The organism is Oceanobacillus iheyensis HTE831 (assembly GCF_000011245.1).
Classification (GTDB): Bacteria; Bacillota; Bacilli; order Bacillales; family Amphibacillaceae; genus Oceanobacillus; species Oceanobacillus iheyensis.
The window spans coordinates 819,269-839,349 of record NC_004193.1; the positions used below are offsets into that span (position 1 = coordinate 819,269).

Below are 20,081 nucleotides of genomic sequence, written 5' to 3' on the forward strand. Positions count from 1 at the left end.
AAAAAAGGACTATGATATTGGATAGGCATGATTATTATGGTCGATATTAAGAAACCTAGGAGATACTTCTTCAATAAGTAAAACACCCAAGGGTTCTCCGATAATATGATAAAGTTTCTATCTGTTGAACGTATGGGGAGGAAATAACATGAAAAAGGCCCGAATCATCTATAATCCAACTTCGGGACGCGAAGCAATAAAAAGAGCTTTACCGAATATACTTGAAAAATTAGAAGTTGCTGGTTTTGAGACATCCACACATGCCACAACATGTGAAGGAGATGCTACGGAAGCTGCAAAAATAGCTGTCGAACGTAGATATGATTTAGTTATCGCGGCCGGGGGAGACGGAACGATTAATGAAGTAATAAACGGACTAGCAGAACAAGAACACCGTCCGCAATTAGGAATAATCCCAGCTGGTACTACGAATGACTTTGCACGAGCTCTACATATTCCTCGTGATATTGACAAAGCAGTAGATGTCATTATTGAAGGAAATAGGATGAAGCTTGACATTGGTAGAGTCAATGATGACCATTATTTTATCAATATTGCTGGTGGAGGAAAATTAACGGAATTAACCTACGAAGTTCCAAGCAAATTAAAAACACTCCTTGGTCAGCTAGCTTACTATATAAAAGGTATTGAGATGCTCCCATTCTTGAAAGCAACAAGAGTGAAGATTGAATATGATGATCAGGTCCTAGAAGATGATATTATGCTGTTTCTTATTTCCAATACAAACTCTGTAGGAGGATTTGAGAAGCTTGCTCCAGATGCAAAATTAAATGATGGATACTTCGATCTTCTCATACTAAAGAAAACAAATCTTGCAGAATTTATTCAAATCGCTACTTTAGCTTTACGTGGAGATCATTTTAAAAGTAAAAACATTATCTATACACAAGCAAAGCACATAAAAGTATCGAATGAAGAAAAAATGCAATTAAATATTGATGGAGAGTATGGCGGGTTACTCCCGGGAGAATTTTTAAATCTACGGCAGCATATCGAATTTTATGTTCCTAAGGAATTTATAAAAGCACAGGAAGACTTGGATTAAAAGTCTTCCTTTTGTATGTTTAGAAGGATAAGAAAGATGGGATTCTATTCTTGAGACGGCGCTTATGGTAGAATAATTATTTAAGACGAATATCGTAATAAAAAGGAAGAGTGTTATGGCAAAAACAAAGCCTCCAGTAAATAAAAATGAAATATATACACTAACCTTCGAGGATCTAACACATGAAGGGAACGGTGTTGCTAAGATAGAAGGATACCCATTGTTTGTACCAGAAGTTTTACCTGATGAACAAGCAAAGGTAAAAGTGGTAAAGGTCAACAAGAACTTTGGATTTGGAAAATTACTTGAACTAACGAAAACAAGTTCCCATCGTGTAGAACCTACATGCCATGTACATTGCGGTGGATGCCAATTACAACATATGAGTTATGATTTACAGCTTCAAATGAAGCAAGGTCAGGTGCATAATGTGATGAAGAAAGTAGCTCACCTGGATCAAGTACCAGTACATCCGATATTAGGGATGGAAGAGCCATCGCACTACCGTAATAAAGTACAAATTCCTGTAGGGGAGAAGAATGGAGAAGTCATTGTGGGCTTTTATCAAAAACGAAGCCATCGAATTCTTCAAAATCAAGATACCTGTCATATCCAAGATGAAGCAATCAATGAGGTATTACCTTTCACTCGACAACTGATGAATAAATATGGCATCCAAGCTTATGATGAAAAATCTCACCGAGGTCAACTCCGCCATATTATGGTTCGTGTCGGTCACTATACGAAAGATATTATGATCGTATTTGTGACGAAAACGTCCAAGTTCCCGGAAAAGGATCGAATTATTAAGGAATTAACAGAACAGTTCCCTCAAGTGAAATCCATTGTTCAAAATGTGAATGATCAACGAACGAATGTGGTACTTGGTAAAAAGACAAAGGTTCTTTGGGGAGAGAATTATATATATGATAAAATTGGGGATCTTACATTTGCGATTTCCCCTAAATCGTTTTTCCAAGTAAATCCTGTTCAAACAAAGGTCTTGTATGATAAAGCATTAGAATATGCCAATATTGATAAGGACGATGTAGTAATTGACGCTTATTGCGGTATCGGTAGCATTTCCTTATTCTTAGCTCAAAAAGCAAAGAAAGTATATGGCATTGAAGTCGTTCCAGAAGCTATAGAAGATGCGAAAATGAATGCAGAGATAAATGGGATGAACAACGTGGAATTTTCTGTTGGACAAGCAGAAAAAGTGATGCCGAAGTGGAAAGAACAAGGATTAGATCCGGATGTCATTGTAGTCGATCCGCCTCGAAAAGGATGCGATGTTGATTTCTTAGAAGCAATGATAGCAATGAAACCTAAACGTATTGTCTATGTTTCTTGTAACCCTTCCACATTAGCTCGCGATCTGCGTATATTAGAAGATGGTGGTTTTGAAACAAAACAAGTACAACCTGTTGATATGTTTCCGAGCACCAATCATGTTGAATGTGTAGCGGAATTAACTCTGAAATTGTCTAACTAAAATAAACTCTTGCTAAATCGACCCTGATTCCGTAAAAATAAACATTTGCGAAATCGGGGTTTTTTAATAATAACCAGGTGTTTCATTAAATAAAAAACTGTCCAATTTAGTGTAGCTTATTCAATAACAACATTGCCTACATATTGAGCTTTTCCAGCTGAATTGACAAATTCAACTTCTAAAACATAATTTCCTGTTTTTTTAGGAAAGAGCAACTCTCTTGATTCATCCAATTCAAGCTCGATTCGTTCGTTGTCATTTAATAACGAAACTGTTATCTTTGAATCAGTCCAAATATCACCACCCCCACCATTCTCTTCGTTCTCTATTAAATCCAAAAATACCTTTTTACCTGAAGAAATATTTGTTTCATTTAATGATGATGCAAATTGTTCAATATCCTCTATTGTTTTTTGTGAGCCTATATAATCTGTATTCCAACTGATATTTGCCTCAGTCAGTCCAACAATTTTATTATCAATATATAATAAAGCAATTGGAACATCGCCATCATATTCTTCACCAATTCTATCTTCATATTGGCCGGTATTATCATAAGAATAAATTATTTTAGACAGAAATGGTACGACTACACCCAAGAGAAACAAAGCAATGACGAAGTAAAAGATGGTTCCAACTGTTAGCACAATCCATTTTCTTTTCTTGTAGGATTGGTACCAGTAATTCCACCCCCAGATTAGCAGCATTACAATAATATAGCCAAATATGAGACCATAGGGTTTTGGGCCTGGGCTGATATTTACCACCAAGAAAAATGCGATAAAACCGATAAATCCGAGCAAGATCCAATTGACAGTATGCACGACAATTCCATAAATAGTATCATTGTTTTTCATTAAATCTTCACCCCAATCACTTTTAGTTCATCATTTCAATTTATTAATAAATTGAGTGAGACTCTCCTAACGAGAGATGGTTTCTTCGTTAACACCCCGGTGTGTTACTCAATAAAATTTCAGTATCTTCAATAATTATTATTAATAATAATCCAATAAAATTACTTATATGTTATCCAAAACAACTTGCTTTGTAAAAAAAGAATGAATGTATAATTATTCGGGTACATATATGGATAGGCTTTTAAGATATTAATTGTCCCAATTAACATAAAGTCAATGAAAATTGGAGGATATTTATGGATGATAATGGTAACAAAGAATCTACAAACCAAACAAAAGAAACGAAAGAAATCCCAGAAAGGCAATTTTTATTTCCAGTCCAGGTAATGCAGTCCTTTAGTAATAAAGGAAAAGAACATCTTGATACAAATACTCCCTCACAGTTAGTGCTTGCATTAAAAGCAGGTTCATTTATGACCTTTGGCGCTGTCTTTTCTGTATTGTTAGCTATTGGTGTGGATGCAAAAGGACTAACATATATTTTACAGGGAATTGGCTTTACTGCAGGTTATCTAATGGTATTTATGTCACAATCCGTATTGTTTACGGAAGTTAATGTTCTTTTGCCAACATATTATTTACAAAAGTCTTACTGGATAAAGCATAAGTTTATCAAATTCTGGGCGGTCGCATATATTGGCAATCTTATAGGTGCGTTATTTGTGGCGTTATTAATTATTATCTCAAACTCTTTAACACCTGAATTCTCAAAAGAGCTTGAAACACTAATCTCACATAAAATGAAATTTGCCGATTATGGATGGGCAGGCTGGTTCCAAGTACTGCTGTCAGGAATTTTAGCCAATTGGCTTATCGGTATGGCTACATTTCTAACAACATCTGCTAGGGACGTAGTAGGTAAGATATTAGGAACAGCTCTTCCAGTTATTTTGTTTGTGGCAGGTAATTTTCAACATAGTGCAGCAAATATGGGATATTTCAGTTTAGGGATTTTAACATCTGATAACTATGCGTGGTATGAATATATATTGTTAAATTTAATCCCAGCTAGTATCGGAAATATTATTGGTGGAGCTATATTCATCTCCTTGTTGTTCTTATATGCTTTTCGGAAAGAGATGCGAAGCTAAACAAATTTATGGATCTCTCTAACCTGAAAAAGTGTGACGTTTATTGTCTCTCTTTTTTAGGCCTTTTACCTAAAATGTACAACTAAATAAATTATTACTAGTAAAAACACAATTGTAACACCACCCTGATTCCGTATAAACATTTGCGAAATCAGGGTTTTATCGATAAAATACCAGTGCTTAACTGAAGGATAAATATTCGAAATTCTTTTGTTCGAAAATACCTAAAAATCCCGCTAGATAGTATCATCCTGACTAATAAACACTTTTATAAAGGATTATCCATAATATTGTTTTTTCTTTCTTGTAGATCTTAAAGCATGTTCTCTATTATTCTATCAGCATAAATAATTGCAACAAGAATTTTACGTACTGCTTCCATTTTAAGTCAATAAAACTATGCGGAAACGATTCAATATAAATTACATGTTGTTATATAGTCACTTACTATATTGTATTGTATGATGGATAAGGATTCGATTAATTTAAATGCCGTAAACAAAACTTCCATTTATGAATTTGCAAAGTGTGAGGTGTATGTATGAAATATAAGAATTTTTTAATATTTATTATCATGACTATTATACTATTAGTAGGTTGTAATGTGGACCCTGATTTTGATGATGAAACCACATCAAAGCTGAAAAATGTTACTGAGAGTTATATTGAAAACAACTTTGAAGCAGTTGAATCTATTGAATTGGATGAACCTTATATAAGTCCAATGGGTGGAACAAAAATTGATGGAACTGTAAACGGTCAAGGAGGATTCTCTATTTCATTAAATGATGACCTTACCGTGGCCGCCATCAGTACAAAAGAAGGTTTCCCAGATACAAAAGAAAAATGTAAAGACCAAATTTGTGATTATTAACTCGAAGGGAATTACTGGTTCGTTTATGGTCTTACTTCTATTGTCCTAAGTTTTTAGTAGGTTGCTTTGGTTATGGAAAGGAAATTACCAAAATTATGAGAGAAACAAAATCGAGATGGGATATCTTATATAATATGGTTCCCTTAAGTTAAAACAGATTTATATTTTTAATCTGTTTTAACTTAAGGGAATTTTTATGTCCATACATAGTCTCTCTACTATTCTAGAACAAATCTATATGAGGATCGTCACTCACCAAAAGTTTGTCGAATTTTCAATAAAAATGTAGAATATATGTTGATTCTAAATAGGGAGAGGTATAGAATAACATTAATTATCAAAATAACTAGATAAATTACGGTTTTCTATTTATTGAGATAAAGTTTATAGCGAAAGGGATGTAATGATGGACAACCTTGTAAAACAACTAAGTGAATTAAACGGTCCTTGTGGCTACGAACAAAATGTTGCTTATTTTATTCGTGATTATGTAGAGGATAAAGTGGACAGTGTTCAAGTTGATGCCATGGGAAATGTGATTGCAAGAAAAAAGGGCGGAAAACCGGGGCCTGTAACACTTATAACAGCTCATATGGATGAGGTCGGTTTTATTATAAAGAAAATTGAGAATAATGGGTTATTACGTTTTGAAAAATTGGGTGGACATGACGATCGCATTTTGCTGGCACAGTCAGTAAAAGTACTAGGTTCGAAGCAAGAGCTTGATGGAGTAATTGGAACAATGTCTGCACATTTTGTGAAATTTGACGATCCTAAAAAAGTACGCCAACATGCTAATTTATACATAGATATTGGGGCAACATCGAAACAGACTGCTCTTGAAATGGGAGTAGAAGTTGGAACACCTGTTACATGGGCGACTAAGAGCAGGATTATTGGTCCTGAAGATAAGCAATTGATTGTTGGAAAAGCACTTGATGATCGGGCAGGATGTGCTGTACTTTTATCTGTATTAAATGAGATTGACAAACAAGAATTTGCTGGAGAAATTGTTTTCCTTTTCACTGTTCAAGAGGAAGTTGGATTACGTGGTGCACAAACGGCAATTAATGGTTTGGAAGACGTAGACGTAGCTATCGCAATTGATACGACTGCTGTAAGTGATACTCCTGAAGAAACCATGGATCAAAGTCTTTTCCTTGGTGAGGGAACTGGAATAAAGGTGTTGGATTTTAGCTTGATTGTACAAAAGAGCATATTAGAAGAATTGAAAAAAATCGCAGTCCAAGAAGAAATTATTCATCAGTTGGAAGTCTTTCCTGGAATTGGAACAGATGGAGGAGCAGTAGCTGTAGCAAATAAAGGCATACCAACAGGGGTGCTATCGATTCCTTCCCGTTACGCACATTCTCCTGTTGAAGCAATCAGCCTATCCGATTTAATTGCAACAAAAGAACTAGTGAAAGCATTTATATTTAACTTAAATGAAGATACAAAATTTACATTTTAATACATAAATGGGGGAAATCAGCATGAAATCGCGTAAAGTTTTAGTCGGTTTTATCATAACACTTGTGTTTAGTTTATTGCTTGCTGCATGTGCCAGTGAGCCAGAAGAAAATAGTGATAGTAACTCAGAAAAAAGTACGAGTCAGGGTGGGGACTTAGTAATTGCTAGTCAAGCAGATGCGGTATCATTAGATCCTCATGCAACAAACGATACACCTTCTGCAAATGTTCGCATTAATATATTTGATAATTTGGTTACACAAAATGAAGATATGGAGCTTCAGCCTTCTCTAGCAGAAAGTTGGGAGCAAGTAAATGATACAACATGGGAATTTAAGTTGCGAGAAGACGTCACTTTTCATGACGGATCTGTCTTCAATTCAAATGTAGTGAAAGCAAATATAGAACGTATACTAGATCCTGACATAGGGTCACCAGTAGCATTTATGTACGATATGATAACAGAGGTACAAGTGGTTGATGATTATACGGTACGCTTTATCACTGAATATCCTTTTGCTCCGTTGCCAGCTCATTTAGCACATCCGGGTGGACAGATGGTGTCGCAAGAATTAATTGAAGAGGATTATGCAGCAATGGAGAATGGGGAAGAACCAAGCAGTGTAATTAATTCAAACCCAGTGGGTACTGGTCCTTTTACATTTGAGAATTGGCAAACTGGTGAATCCGTGAAGCTAATGAAAAATGAGGATTACTGGGATAAACCAGCAATGCTTAATTCTGTTACCTTTAAAGTAGTTTCAGAGGATTTAACTCGAATCTCTGAATTATCTACGGGTGATTCTCATATTATTACTCCTTTAAGCCCATCTGATGTTGCAGAAGTTGAAAATACAGATGGAATGAATGTGCAACGCCAGGAAAGTTCTTCTTTAGCTTATATAGGTTTCAATATGGAAAAGGAACCATTTGATGATGTGCGTGTACGACAAGCAATTTCGATGGCTATCAACAAAGAAGAAATCATTAACGGAATTTATGAAGGTGCTGGCATTCCAGCCAAGGGCCCACTAGCTCCTGGGATTTTTGGATATGATGAGCAATTAAATGGTTTGGAATACAATGTTGAAGAGGCAAAATCTTTATTAGAAGAAGCGGGTTATCCCGATGGATTCTCTGCGACGATCTGGACGAATGATGATCGTCAACGGATTGATACAGCAACAAATGTTCAAGCTCAACTTGCGGAAATCGGAATCGACTTAGAGGTAGAAACGGTTGAATGGGGGGCTATGCTGGATCAAACTGCTAAGGGCGAACATGAGATGATGGTATTTGGTTGGACGACTGTTACCGGCGATGCAGATAATGGCATGTATCCACTATTCCATTCTGAAAATGTTGGATCACCAGGAAATCGCACATTTACAGTAGATAAAGAATTGGATTCTTACTTGGAAGAAGCACGTCAAACAGCTGACCCTGAAAAGCGTCTAGATTTATATAGTAAGGCACAGGAAAAGCTAGTTGAGCTTTCTCCATTTGTGTACTTACTTCATCAAGAATATTTACTTGGAGTTCGTGATGAGGTGAAGGGCCTTACCCAGTTGCCAACGCAGTTATTGCAATTAAAGAATGTTTCTTTAGAAGATTAAATAATATAAAGTCTGATGTCCACTGGTTGGATATTGGGCTTTTTTAAATGGGTTAGTATTAAGCAACTTATTTTAATAACAGAACAATATATTGTTGTAAATCACATTGTACGGTTTCCTTTTTGAAAATGAAAACGCTTAACTATTTCCTCCTTGCACCGGAAATAGGTTAGGTTTAGTTAAAAAATCGTATCAAATAAAATAAAAGTATAAAAGAAAAAGTTTTTAGTGAAGCGTGTAAGCTGGTGGTAATAACTAGCCGCTCGCATATTTCAAACGATTAGGCATCTAAGAATGAACCCATAAGAAAAAAATCCAAGCTATCTGGCTAGCGTTAAGTAATTGAAGGGTAAGAAAAAACATGAAGACTAGCAGAAAGGAGTTGTTTGTCTGAGGTAAGTTATTTTTTAAAATATCTGTATTTTTTGGATATTTTTATAGAATTATAGGATACCAAGTAAATACATGAATTGCTACAATCTTTGTAAGCGCTTAATAAACGAGGGGGAATATGATGAAAACGATTAAGCTTTTACTATTGGGTGTAGCAGTTATTTTTATTTTAGCAGCTTGTGGGGACAATGAAGAGGCACAATCCGAGGATGGGGTGATTGAACTAACATTATGGAATGATTGGACAGAGGATCGACCCGAAAATACTGTGTACAAAGATATAATAGAAAAATTTAACGAACAGAATGAAGAAATTCAAATTGTTAATGAAAGTATTCCACATGATGATTATGAGATCAAGCTGCGGACACAGGCAGCTGGTAATCAGTTGCCAGATATGATGCGTGTCTGGCCTGGGACTCGTGTTCAGCCATTAGTTCAAGGTAATGCACTTCTTCCTTTAAATCCGATAATTGATCATTGGGAAGGGATGATTCCGGAAGAGATTCTACAGGATTATGCAGTAGATGGAAATTATTATGCTATTCCATCTAATATTAGCGAAACAAGCTTGGTTTTTTATAATAAAGAAATTGTGAGCGAAGCTGGGTATGATGAATTTCCAACAACTTATGAAGGGTTTAAAAGTTTAATAGAGGAATTAAAATCAAATGATGTTACACCAATTTCTCTTGGCAATAAGGCAATTTGGCCATTGCAATCTGTATATATTTCAGGAATTGCTGATCGTTACACAGGAAGTGATTTCCTGGGAAATGTTCTAAACGGTGAAGGTACGTTTGAAGATGAACAGTTCATTAATGCTTTATCTGTCATTGATGAATTGACCAAATTAGAAGCGTTTAATGAAGATATGAATACAGTAGATGAGGCTCAATCTAGAAACGAATTTATTAAAGGATCTACTGCAATGCATTTTGCGGGTTCCTGGGCAATCGGACCAATAATGGACAGTGTAGAGGATGTGGAAAATATCGGGGTTGCTGCGTTTCCGTCTTTTGAAGGTGGAGAGGGAGATCCATCTAAAATATCTGGAGTTGCTGGTGGTGGAATTGCGGTTAATAGTAATTTAAGTGAAGCGGAGCAAGAAGCTGCATTTGAGTTTCTTAAATTTTACTATAGTGAAGAACTATTCCAGCAGCTTGTTCAAGCAAATATAATTGTACCCGCTGATGTGGAAATGGATGATAGTATTCCACAAGTATTTAAGGATGCGAACAGCATGGCCCAAAATGGGTTATCACCAGTTTATGATGCGACATTAACTCCGGAATTAACGGACATTATTAATAATGGTCTTCAATCAATTACACTTGGTGATAAAACACCAGAAGAGCTTGCTGCTGAAATGCAGGCGGAATGGGATAAATCTAATGAGTAAACAATTAGTTCACAGGTTGCCGGCATTTCTGGCAGCCTGTGAAAATTGGGGTGATAGAAGATGCAGCTGACGCGTAAAAGCAAAGCAGCGATTATCATTGGGTTACTACCAGCTTTTCTGATTTATGCTGTTTTTGCTATTTATCCAATCCTTCAATCATTTTATTACTCATTAATGGAATGGGATGGATTTACCGATATGACCTTTATTGGTCTTGATAACTTTAGAAATTTATTTGAAGATCCGTTGTTCTGGAATTCCGTCAAAAATAATCTTTATGTTGTTATTGCTTCTGTATTAGGTCAGGTACCAATAGCGCTATTCTTCGCACTCTTACTGAACCGTAAGATTAAAGGAGTAAAGTTTTTCAGAACAGTCGGTTTTCTCCCTGTAGTCTTATCAACGGTGGTAATCTCCTTAACATGGAGTCTTATTTATAATTCTCAGAATGGTATGTTAAATGAATTTTTGCGTAATATTGGTCTAGGATTCATGGCACAAAATTGGCTTGGTGATACGAAATGGGTCATGATTGCCGTTTTAGTTACTGTGGTTTGGCAATTTGTTGGGTTGTACTTCATTATTTTTCTAGCGGCGTTGCAAAACGTGCCGACAGAAGTACTGGAAGCAGCAAAAATGGATGGCGCTTCAGAATGGATGACGACATTTAAAATTACGATACCGATGATTTGGGATTCGATTATCGTGGCAGTTATCCTTTGTATTTCTGGAAGCTTGAAGACATTTGATCTGATTTATGTAATGACGAATGGGGGTCCAGCCCATTCTTCAGATGTGATGGCACTCTATATGTTTCATGAGACATTTAATAACTTGCAATATGGGTACGGTAGTGCAGTTTCTGTATTTATTTTCTTCTTTAGTCTCATTTTAATTTTTATAGTTACGAAATTACTCGGGAAGAAAATGATATGAGGAGGGATGTATATGGAGTCCATTGTTACTACAAAAAATAACCGACGTACCAATGGAAAGTTGAAAAAACGACTATCAAGAATCATCATCTATACCTTGCTGGGCCTATTCGCAATTGTAAATGTCTACCCAATTATATGGATGGCAATCAACTCTTTTAAGTCTGAGCAGGAATTTACGGTGAATCAGTTCGGTTTTCCAAATGAATTTATATTGGAAAATTATGCAAATGCATGGGAAATAGCTAATCTTGGTGTATTGTTCAAAAATAGTATATTCGTCTGTGTCACAGCTACACTTGTCACCGTAATTATCGGTGCATTGGCATCGTATTTCCTAGCTAGATTCAAGTTTAGATTTAATAAGATAATGTATACATTTTTTATATTTGGTTTATTAATTCCGATTCACGCTACGCTCGTTCCGATGTTTATTCTGATGAAAAACCTCGGATTGCTTAATACTGAAATTACATTATTATTCCCGTATGTGGCTTTCCATCTGCCAATTACAATATTTATTTTAACAAGTTTTATGAAAGCTTTTCCAAAGGATATTGAGGAATCGGCAATTATGGATGGGGCTGGGATATTTCGAATCTTTTGGTCGATTATCCTTCCTATGTCAAGACCAGCAATAGCTACGGTTGTTATTCTTAATTTCATCTATAACTGGAATGAGTTTTCTTTTGCATTAGTACTAATTAATGATCCAGCGTTGCAAACATTGCCACTTGGATTAGCTAATTTTGCTGGTCAGTTTACAACCAACTATGGGGCACAGATGGCAGGATTAACGATGTCACTAGTTCCGATTGTCATCTTCTATTTATTCTTGGAGAAAGAGATTGTGAATGGAATGACTTCTGGAGCCGTAAAGGGTTAATGAGGAATTAACTGTTAAAGGACTAGATTGGATGAAAAAGTGGGGATTAAAAAGAAAGTTCATTACATTTTTTCTTGCATTAATGATACCGATATTGTTTGTTAGTTTATTAATTTATTATCAAACAAATGTAGCGTTGAAAAATCAAGCAATTGAGGAAGCAACCGAAAGATTAAGCAGAAATGAACAAAATTTATTGACCGTATTTTCAACAGTAGAAGCGATGTCCTCGTATATGATTTACGATCGTAATTTCCGGAAAATTTTTATCTCCCAAAAAGATGAAATGTATCAACCTGATTACCAAGAGGCGATGGAAGTTATTAAGGGCTATTTTACATTTCAACTTATATCTAATCCATATATTAATTCTATTTTATTAGAGGGAAGAGATGGGCATTTGGTGAAGCATGGAGAACCAGTTACTGGGAATGAGCAAGAATTGGATAAAGTCGCCAAGGAAGCGAAAGGGAGTCCAGTATGGAGTAATCCTTATCAAGTTAAAAGTGATTGGAATGAAGATAAATATGTAATCAGCTTAACTAGAATAATTAATGATATGAATAATATCAGTGAACAAATTGGGATCGTGCGTATCCGGCTTGATCAAGCGGAATTATATAACCAAATAGAGGTACGGTCTCAACAGAGTGACTATTTTATTGTCTCTGATAAAGGAGAGGTCATCTTACATCCGGATGTAGATCTGGTTGGCAAGCAATTTCCAGACTCCGGCTTAATTAAATGGATTGTGGATGGAGTGGAGAAATCATATAGCTATCAGGACGGAGAAAGCCACTTAGTAGTTGTAAAAAATCAGCTTACGAATACCAATTGGTTTTCTGTTACTGCTATCGATGAAGATAAGCTAGCTGAGGATTTAACAGAAGTGCGGGCATTGATCGGGTTTCTAATTGGCATTCTTTTTCTTGCAGGCTTGCTTTTCTTTACCTTCTTTTATCATTCTAATATTAAACGGATACTAGAATTGACTAAACAGACAAAGCAAGTGGAAACTGGGAACTTAACTGCAAGTGTCCATGTAGACTCCAATGATGAGATTGGGAAACTAGGTTACCGTTTTAATAAAATGGTTAAAACTATTCAAAAACATATTGATACAGAATATCGATTAAAAATAAAGCAGAAAGAGTCGGAACTTAAAGTCTTACAGAATCAAATAAATCCACATTTTCTGTATAACACACTGGATATGATCCGTTGGAATGCAAGACTGGAAAACGCACCAGAAACTAGTCAATTGATAGAACGGCTTTCTAAAATATTTCGCATGAATCTAAATAATGGAAAATCCTTGGTAAAGTTCGAGGAAGAAGTGGAATATAGTCAGGCTTATCTGGAATTGCAGAAGAAGCGATTAGGTGAAAAACTTGATTATCAACTTGTGATGGAGGAGCAACTTAAAGGCTATTATGTTATGAAACAAATGATTCAACCTTTAATCGAGAATAGTATTCAACATGGTTTTAAGAACCTTCCGAGACAGGGGATAATTCGCATTCATTGTTATCGTGATGAAAATCAAGCAGTAATTGATGTTATCGATAATGGTTGGGGATTTAATGAACACAAGAAGAACGGTGAGCTACGTGCTGGATATGCGTTGAAAAATTTGAACGATCGGATTTCTATTGTTTTTGGAAAACTTTATGGACTAACTATTTTGGATTCAGATGAAGGTGCATTTCTTCGCATGATCTTACCACTATTAAATGAGGATAAATCAAAAGAATTAGGTGATTAGATGTCGTCTTACAGAATATTGATTGTCGATGATGAACCGATAATTCGATTAGGTCTTCAACAAACTATACCTTGGGAGAAATATCAGATAGAAAAGGTCGAGATAGCTTGTGATGGATTGGATGCCATTCGAAAAATAGACGGGTTGGGCGGTATTGACCTTGTGTTATCTGATGTCCGTATGCCGAACATGGATGGATTACAATTAGCATCTTATTTACACAAAAACCATCCACAAACAAAAACGATGTTAATTAGTGGATATGATGAGTTCGCATACGCAAAAAAAGCAATTCAGTCAGGTGTAAAGGATTATTTATTAAAACCGGTGGATATAAATGAATTGGAATCCAAAGTGAATAGCCTTGTAAAAGAACTTGAAGCAGAACAACATGTGAAAAACAAAACTAGACAAAAGGAAATAAGGAATATTATTTTTCAACAGATTTATCATTTCCCAGAGGAAACGATAAGTGTTAATAGATATCCAGATATAAAGATTTATCCATTTATCAGTACGCTAAAATATGGTAAAAAAATTAATCAACTATCTGAACAAGGTCTAACATTCTTTAATCAACAATGGAAGGACACGATAAATCAGGCGACGGAAATGCTTGGATTTGACGCTGAATCGATTTTTGTTCATCGCAATCAATTGCTTACCTGTTTGATACAGCCAATAGATTCTCAAATTAATCCAATTGAGGTAGCTGAATTAATCACTCATAAACATTCTTTTTCTTTTATATGGAGTGATTCAGTTATTAATGTGACGGATTTAAAAGCCAAATATAATCAACTAAAGACTATCCACAACTATTTACCCTTAATTAGAGAACATGATGTTATTTTTTCCAATTATCAAATGGACCGTTCTGATATGCAAGCTTACCCTTACGAAATAGAGAGGGAATTGATAGAAACGTTATTCCGTAGAAAACCATTACAACATAATCAAGTAGAAAAATGGATAACTACTTTATTTGACTATTTTCGAAGACATTCATTTCTACTTCAAGAAGTACAAGACGTGTGCAACCATATGTTAAAGGTGATTATGAAGGAATATGAAGCACTACTTGGTGAAATATCAGTAAAGTTAGATTGTCATTTCTTAAATGATGTGGATCTATTCCTTTATAATTCTTATTCATCAATACAGTATTTATTTGAGCAGGATTTGGAGCTAATTATGAAAAAGCTGGCTCATCATAAGCTGGAAAAAGCGGATTGGCTAATAAAACAGGCGGAGAGATACATCAATGAATATTTTCGCACAACAATAAAAGTTCAAGAAGTTGCGGATGTCATAAATGTATCATCCAATTATTTCAGTACTCTTTTTAAACAGAAAACAGGAGAAAATTTTAATGAATATGTCAATAAATTAAGAGTAGAAGAAGCTAAATCATTGCTTATAAATACCCCTTTCAAAGTAAGTGAAATCTCAATACAAGTAGGCTTTCAAGAATATAAATATTTTGTCAGTGTGTTCAAGAAGTTTTCTGGATTGACTCCAACGAATTACCGAAAATTAACTGCAATTGAATAGAAGCTATAAAGGAGGAAGTTTGAATGGAAAATGTAACAATAAAGGTGCCGAATAATTTTATGTTAGGGGCAGCTGTTTCAGCGTGGCAGACCGAGGGATGGATTGGAAAAAGGGACTCTCAGGACTCCTATTTGGACATCTGGTATAAAAACAATAAACATGTTTGGCATAATGGTTACGGTCCTGCGGGAGCAACAAATTTCTATCAGCGTTATGAGGAAGACATAGATTATATGAAAGAAATAGGATTAACTCATTTTCGAACATCGATTAACTGGTCACGTTTTTTAATAGATTATGAGAATGCTATTGTTGATGAGGAATATGCAGCTTATGTGGATGATGTTATTGAGAAATTAATACAAAACGGTGTAGAGCCAATGATCTGTCTGGAGCATTATGAGGTTCCGGCTGTTTTATTTGAAAAATATGGAGGCTGGGAATCAAAGCATGTAGTGGAATTATTTGTTCAATATGCTAATAAAGTTTTTGAGAGGTATGGAGACAAGGTAAAGCATTGGTTTACCTTTAATGAACCAATCGTAGTACAGACTCGCGTATATTTAGATGCTATTCGCTGGCCGTTTGAACAAAGCACAAAAAAATGGATGCAGTGGAACTACAACAAAGTGTTGGCGACAGCCAAGGTAGTAAATTTATTCAAAGACTTGCAACTTAAAGATAAAAATGGAGCAAAAATTGGCGTTATCTTAAATCCAGAAGTCACCTATGCACGTTCTACTGCTACACATGATCAACAAGCGGCAAAGATGTATGATTTGTTTTTTAATCGTATATTTCTGGATCCCTCGATTAAAGGAGAATACCCGAAAGAATTATTTGATGTAATGAAGAAACATGGGATTACATTTGATTTTACGGAAGAAGAGTTAAATTTGATTAAGGATAATACGGTAGATTATGTCGGTTTAAATCTATATTTTCCACACCGAGTTAAAGCACGTACAGCTGGGTGGAATGAACAAACCCCATTTCATCCTGCGTATTATTATGAGATATTTGAACTCCCAGGTAAGAAAATGAATCCCTACCGTGGATGGGAAATATATCCACAAATTATGTATGATATGGGAATTCGAATGAAAGAGGAATATGACAATATTGAATGGTTCATTGCGGAAAACGGGATGGGAGTAGAAAACGAGAAGAGATTTAAGGATGCGTCGAATATGATTCAGGATGATTATCGAATTGAATTTATTCGTGAGCATTTAAAATGGCTATTAAAGGCAGTAGAAGAAGGTGTTAATTGTAAAGGGTATATGCTTTGGGCTTTTACCGATAATGTATCACCTATGAATGCTTTTAAAAATAGATATGGATTAGTAGAAATTGATTTGGAGGATAATCGTAATCGTCATCTGAAAAAATCTGCTTACTGGTATAAACAGCTAATAGAATCAAGAAAATTTGAAGCGGAAAATGATGAGAATTACAAATAGAAAATAATTTTCTAGCCAGAGATTTATGGATAAATCGTTAAGGGGTGGATAGATGGACAGGTATTTAGCATTCGATATTGGTGGAACTTTTTTGAAATATGGTGTGGTATATGAAGATATGACTTTATTTGAAACTAATAAATTGAAGACACCAAACTCATTGGAAGGGTTATTACGTGCTATGAAAGAAATCTCAGTTTTGTATAAGGGAGTGAACGGAGTAGCAGTGAGTTGTCCAGGGGCAGTATCGGGTGAAGGAATCATAAAAGGTTCGAGTGCACTGCATTATTTACATGGACCAAATGTAAAGCGTTTAATAGAAGATCGGCTAAATGTACCTATTTTTATGGAGAATGATGCACATTGTGCAGGATATGCAGAATTTTGGAAAGGGGCTGCAAAAGGCAGGAAAGACGTACTTGTTATGGTGCTTGGAACGGGCATTGGTGGTGCTGTATTTAAAAATGCTGAGTTGCATAAGGGAGCAAATCTGCACGGTGGAGAGTTTGGCTATATGCTTTTGAACTCTGAGGTTCAAGATAGTAATGATGTTTGGAGCAGAGTAGCTTCAACAAAGGCATTAGTAAGAGTGGTCGCGGAACGGAAAAATATTGATGTAGACTCTCTTACCGGTGAACAGATTTTTACCATGGCCGAGGCTGGAGATGAGGTTTGTTTGCAAGCATTAGATAGATTCTATCATCTATTAGCAGTAGGTATTTATAATCTCCAATATATTTATGATCCCGAAGTAATCTTACTTGGTGGAGGTATTAGCGCTAGAGAAGATTTAATTAAAAAAATTGATGAAAAGCTGGACGGAATATTGGCAGTAGTAGATTTAGCGAAAGTCAAACCCAACATAGAAGCTTGCAAATTCAAACAAAATGCTAATTTATTTGGAGCTGTATATGGGTGGTTGAAAGAATTTGATTGTTCAAAGGTAGCTCCTATCTAATAGAGATCGCTGTGGGTAGATTTTAATAGAGTAAAGAAATTACAGTAGGAATGGTAGATGGCTTGGATGGAGAAATACTGGGTTAATACAATCGATCGTGAGTCTAAAGGCTTTACTTTAGTGGTTGATTATAATCGTAACCTGGGACAAGGTAGCTTAATGAGCTTTAAAAGATAAAAGTATTAAATAAATGAATAATAAAAGGAGTTTAAAATGGAAAATAGCAAATTTATGCAGCTTATGGAACGTTTTTTTTTACCAATTGCAGATAAGCTTAATAATAATCGTTATTTAAGTGCTTTGCGTGACGGATTTATGGTAGCATTGCCTATCATTATCTTTGGATCAATATTTGTCGTTATTGCTAATATCCCATTTTTAGACCAATTACTAAGTGAAGATGCGTACAATGCGTATAAAGATGCGCTCGGACCAGCTTCAGCTGCAACGCTATCGATTATGGGAATGTTTGTCATTGTTGGGATTGCCTATAAACTGACTGCCTATTATGAGGGGGACGCTATATATGGAGGAGTTACTGCATTAGCATCCTTCCTCATTTTGACACCTCAAGTGTTAGAAGATGTTACAGGTGTAATCCCGACATCTAGTTTAGGAGCAGAAGGGCTTTTTCTCGGCATCTTAACGGCATTTATTTCAACAGAGATTTTTCGTTTCTTTGTACAGAAAAATTGGATGATTAAAATGCCACCTGGTGTTCCAGAGGCAGTATCAAGGTCCTTTAGTTCCTTAATTCCAATTTCCTTTACACTAACTATATTTTTGTTAATTCGTATTCTTTTTAGTATCACACCTTTTGAAACAATACAAAACTTTATTTATTCTGTTATTCAAGAACCAATAACTGCATTGGGAAGTGGATTGCCTGCAGCGATTATTGCAGTCCTTTTAATCCAGGTTTTTTGGTTCTTTGGTTTACATGGTCAGATCATCGTAAATTCTATAATGGATCCAATTTGGATGACACTGTCTTTAGAAAATTATGAAGCATATCAAGCGGGAGAAGAAAGACTGCATATCGTAAACAACCAATTTATCGATACCTTTATTGTTGGAATGGGTGGATCAGGAATGACGATGGCAGTTATCCTTGGTCTATTTATAGTGGCTAAAAGTAGGCAATTGAAACAACTCAGTAAAATTGGTGGTCCACCTTCAGTATTTAATGTAAATGAACCGATCATTTTCGGGTTACCCATCATTCTTAATCCGCTAGTTTTAATACCTTGGTTATTAGCACCAGTTGTTATTACAATTGTTACTTATTTTTCTATGGCAATAGGCCTTGTTCCCTGTTTCTACTGGAGTACATGTACCATGGACGACTCCAATCTTCATCGGTGGAATGCTGACAACAAATTCGATTGCTGGTGGAATTATGCAGTTAGTTAACCTAGTAATTGTCACGCTCATTTGGATCCCATTTTTAAAATTATTAGATAAACGGTATTTTAGTGAGGAATTAGTAGGTGCGGGTAAGGAAGTGGCAGCGGGTAAAGATAAGTAATGTATTATTTAATGATACCAAAGGGAAAAAATGTAAATTGTTTAATAAAAGAAAAAGCTCTGCGACGTTGCAGCAGGGCTTTTTAGGTTAATAGCTGATGACACAAGAGTGGTAAGATTCTTGTTATAAGGAATATCTTTTTACCAGTCTTTTCGTTTACACAAAGAAGTGATATGTGCAAGATGGTGCTTACCATGCCAAGCATAAATTCCTATGTTTTTACCTATAGAAATACTACCTGATTCGGGATGCTTGAATGTTCTTTCCATGTCAGTAGGACTTAAATCACGTAATAAACTACACCATCTTTTATGCAATGCTTCAATTAGTGATAAGGAAATCTCAATTGGTAAGTTATAATCATATAATTCTGCCCACTCTTTTTCGTCATACGGCTTTATCACAGGATTTTCCTCCGTAATAGCTAATTTCAAGCGTATGTAGGCATTCATATGACTATCGGCAAGGTGATGGATTACTTGTCGAACAGTCCATCCTCCTGAACGATAAGATGTATCAAGTTGTTCATTATTTAAGTCTATTACAGTATTTTTTAATAGTCTTGGTAAATCTTCAATTTCATTAATCCATTCATTTATAATAATGTTTGTAATTTCTCCATCAAATTGAAATTCTCCAATTGGATATTTTTCATTCATTTACTA

General features: G+C 35.4%; 15 protein-coding genes and 1 pseudogene. 14 read left to right on the top strand and 2 right to left on the bottom strand.

The features are described from left to right. The first annotated feature begins 148 nt into the window (after positions 1–148). On the top strand, positions 149–1,066 hold the full coding sequence (locus tag OB_RS04135) for a diacylglycerol kinase (RefSeq protein ID WP_011065175.1): 918 nt from the start codon (positions 149–151) through the stop codon (positions 1,064–1,066). 115 nt (positions 1,067–1,181) lie between these two features. Then, positions 1,182–2,561, top strand: a complete 1,380-nt coding sequence (gene rlmD / locus OB_RS04140) for a 23S rRNA (uracil(1939)-C(5))-methyltransferase RlmD (RefSeq protein WP_011065176.1) — start codon at positions 1,182–1,184, stop codon at positions 2,559–2,561. Positions 2,562–2,677: 116 nt separating this feature from the next. Here rlmD and OB_RS18575 read toward each other — a convergent pair whose 3' ends face one another. Further along, positions 2,678–3,418 (bottom strand): hypothetical protein, encoded by a 741-nt coding sequence (locus tag OB_RS18575; protein ID WP_011065177.1) that lies wholly within the window; start codon positions 3,416–3,418, stop codon positions 2,678–2,680. A gap of 299 nt (positions 3,419–3,717) precedes the next feature. Between OB_RS18575 and OB_RS04150 the strand changes: the two genes are divergently transcribed. The 12 genes and pseudogenes from OB_RS04150 to celB all read left to right on the top strand — a co-directional run bounded on the left by OB_RS04150 (position 3,718) and on the right by celB (position 19,416). Then, positions 3,718–4,572, top strand: coding sequence for a formate/nitrite transporter family protein (locus tag OB_RS04150; protein ID WP_011065178.1), 855 nt, complete (start codon positions 3,718–3,720; stop codon positions 4,570–4,572). 541 nt (positions 4,573–5,113) lie between these two features. Beyond that, positions 5,114–5,446, top strand: a complete 333-nt coding sequence (locus OB_RS04155; RefSeq protein ID WP_011065179.1) for a hypothetical protein — start codon at positions 5,114–5,116, stop codon at positions 5,444–5,446. Positions 5,447–5,852: 406 nt separating this feature from the next. Next, positions 5,853–6,917, top strand: coding sequence for a M42 family metallopeptidase (locus OB_RS04160; RefSeq protein WP_011065180.1), 1,065 nt, complete (start codon positions 5,853–5,855; stop codon positions 6,915–6,917). Positions 6,918–6,939: 22 nt separating this feature from the next. Then, positions 6,940–8,532 (top strand): glutathione ABC transporter substrate-binding protein, encoded by a 1,593-nt coding sequence (locus OB_RS04165; protein WP_011065181.1) that lies wholly within the window; start codon positions 6,940–6,942, stop codon positions 8,530–8,532. 514 nt (positions 8,533–9,046) lie between these two features. After that, positions 9,047–10,327, top strand: coding sequence for an extracellular solute-binding protein (locus OB_RS04170; RefSeq protein ID WP_011065182.1), 1,281 nt, complete (start codon positions 9,047–9,049; stop codon positions 10,325–10,327). 60 nt (positions 10,328–10,387) lie between these two features. Beyond that, a complete protein-coding gene (locus tag OB_RS04175; protein WP_011065183.1) occupies positions 10,388–11,263 on the top strand; it encodes a carbohydrate ABC transporter permease in 876 nt (291 codons plus the stop codon). Positions 11,264–11,275: 12 nt separating this feature from the next. Then, complete coding sequence (locus tag OB_RS04180) at positions 11,276–12,148, top strand: carbohydrate ABC transporter permease (protein ID WP_011065184.1); 873 nt, start codon at positions 11,276–11,278, stop codon at positions 12,146–12,148. Positions 12,149–12,179: 31 nt separating this feature from the next. Continuing rightward, positions 12,180–13,913: a cache domain-containing sensor histidine kinase gene (locus OB_RS04185; RefSeq protein WP_011065185.1), complete on the top strand. Its 1,734-nt coding sequence runs from the start codon at positions 12,180–12,182 to the stop codon at positions 13,911–13,913. After that, positions 13,914–15,467 carry a response regulator transcription factor gene (locus OB_RS04190; RefSeq protein WP_011065186.1) on the top strand — a complete coding sequence of 518 codons (1,554 nt, stop codon included), beginning with the start codon at positions 13,914–13,916 and terminating at the stop codon, positions 15,465–15,467. A 23-nt stretch (positions 15,468–15,490) separates the two neighbouring features. Next, complete coding sequence (locus OB_RS04195) at positions 15,491–16,930, top strand: glycoside hydrolase family 1 protein (protein WP_011065187.1); 1,440 nt, start codon at positions 15,491–15,493, stop codon at positions 16,928–16,930. A 52-nt stretch (positions 16,931–16,982) separates the two neighbouring features. Further along, entirely contained in the window at positions 16,983–17,888 is a 906-nt protein-coding gene (locus tag OB_RS04200; RefSeq protein WP_011065188.1) for an ROK family protein, read from the top strand. Between the two features lie 213 nt (positions 17,889–18,101). Beyond that, positions 18,102–19,416 (top strand): annotated as a pseudogene (celB, locus tag OB_RS04205) (PTS cellobiose transporter subunit IIC). A 140-nt stretch (positions 19,417–19,556) separates the two neighbouring features. Here the strand turns inward: celB and OB_RS04210 are convergent. Further along, positions 19,557–20,075, bottom strand: coding sequence for a YfiT family bacillithiol transferase (locus tag OB_RS04210; protein ID WP_011065190.1), 519 nt, complete (start codon positions 20,073–20,075; stop codon positions 19,557–19,559). Positions 20,076–20,081: the final 6 nt, after the last annotated feature.

Bases quoted from the DNA above. Each gene is read 5' to 3' on its own strand.
- OB_RS04150 (WP_011065178.1), top strand. From the start codon at position 3,718: ATGGATGATAATGGTAACAAAGAATCTACAAACCAAACAAAAGAAACG.
- OB_RS18575 (WP_011065177.1), bottom strand. From the start codon at position 3,418: ATGAAAAACAATGATACTATTTATGGAATTGTCGTGCATACTGTCAAT.
- OB_RS04160 (WP_011065180.1), top strand. From the start codon at position 5,853: ATGGACAACCTTGTAAAACAACTAAGTGAATTAAACGGTCCTTGTGGC.
- OB_RS04170 (WP_011065182.1), top strand. From the start codon at position 9,047: ATGAAAACGATTAAGCTTTTACTATTGGGTGTAGCAGTTATTTTTATT.
- rlmD (WP_011065176.1), top strand. From the start codon at position 1,182: ATGGCAAAAACAAAGCCTCCAGTAAATAAAAATGAAATATATACACTA.
- OB_RS04200 (WP_011065188.1), top strand. From the start codon at position 16,983: ATGGACAGGTATTTAGCATTCGATATTGGTGGAACTTTTTTGAAATAT.
- OB_RS04155 (WP_011065179.1), top strand. From the start codon at position 5,114: ATGAAATATAAGAATTTTTTAATATTTATTATCATGACTATTATACTA.
- OB_RS04135 (WP_011065175.1), top strand. From the start codon at position 149: ATGAAAAAGGCCCGAATCATCTATAATCCAACTTCGGGACGCGAAGCA.
- OB_RS04195 (WP_011065187.1), top strand. From the start codon at position 15,491: ATGGAAAATGTAACAATAAAGGTGCCGAATAATTTTATGTTAGGGGCA.
- OB_RS04175 (WP_011065183.1), top strand. From the start codon at position 10,388: ATGCAGCTGACGCGTAAAAGCAAAGCAGCGATTATCATTGGGTTACTA.
- OB_RS04190 (WP_011065186.1), top strand. From the start codon at position 13,914: ATGTCGTCTTACAGAATATTGATTGTCGATGATGAACCGATAATTCGA.
- OB_RS04185 (WP_011065185.1), top strand. From the start codon at position 12,180: ATGAAAAAGTGGGGATTAAAAAGAAAGTTCATTACATTTTTTCTTGCA.
- OB_RS04210 (WP_011065190.1), bottom strand. From the start codon at position 20,075: ATGAATGAAAAATATCCAATTGGAGAATTTCAATTTGATGGAGAAATT.
- OB_RS04180 (WP_011065184.1), top strand. From the start codon at position 11,276: ATGGAGTCCATTGTTACTACAAAAAATAACCGACGTACCAATGGAAAG.
- OB_RS04165 (WP_011065181.1), top strand. From the start codon at position 6,940: ATGAAATCGCGTAAAGTTTTAGTCGGTTTTATCATAACACTTGTGTTT.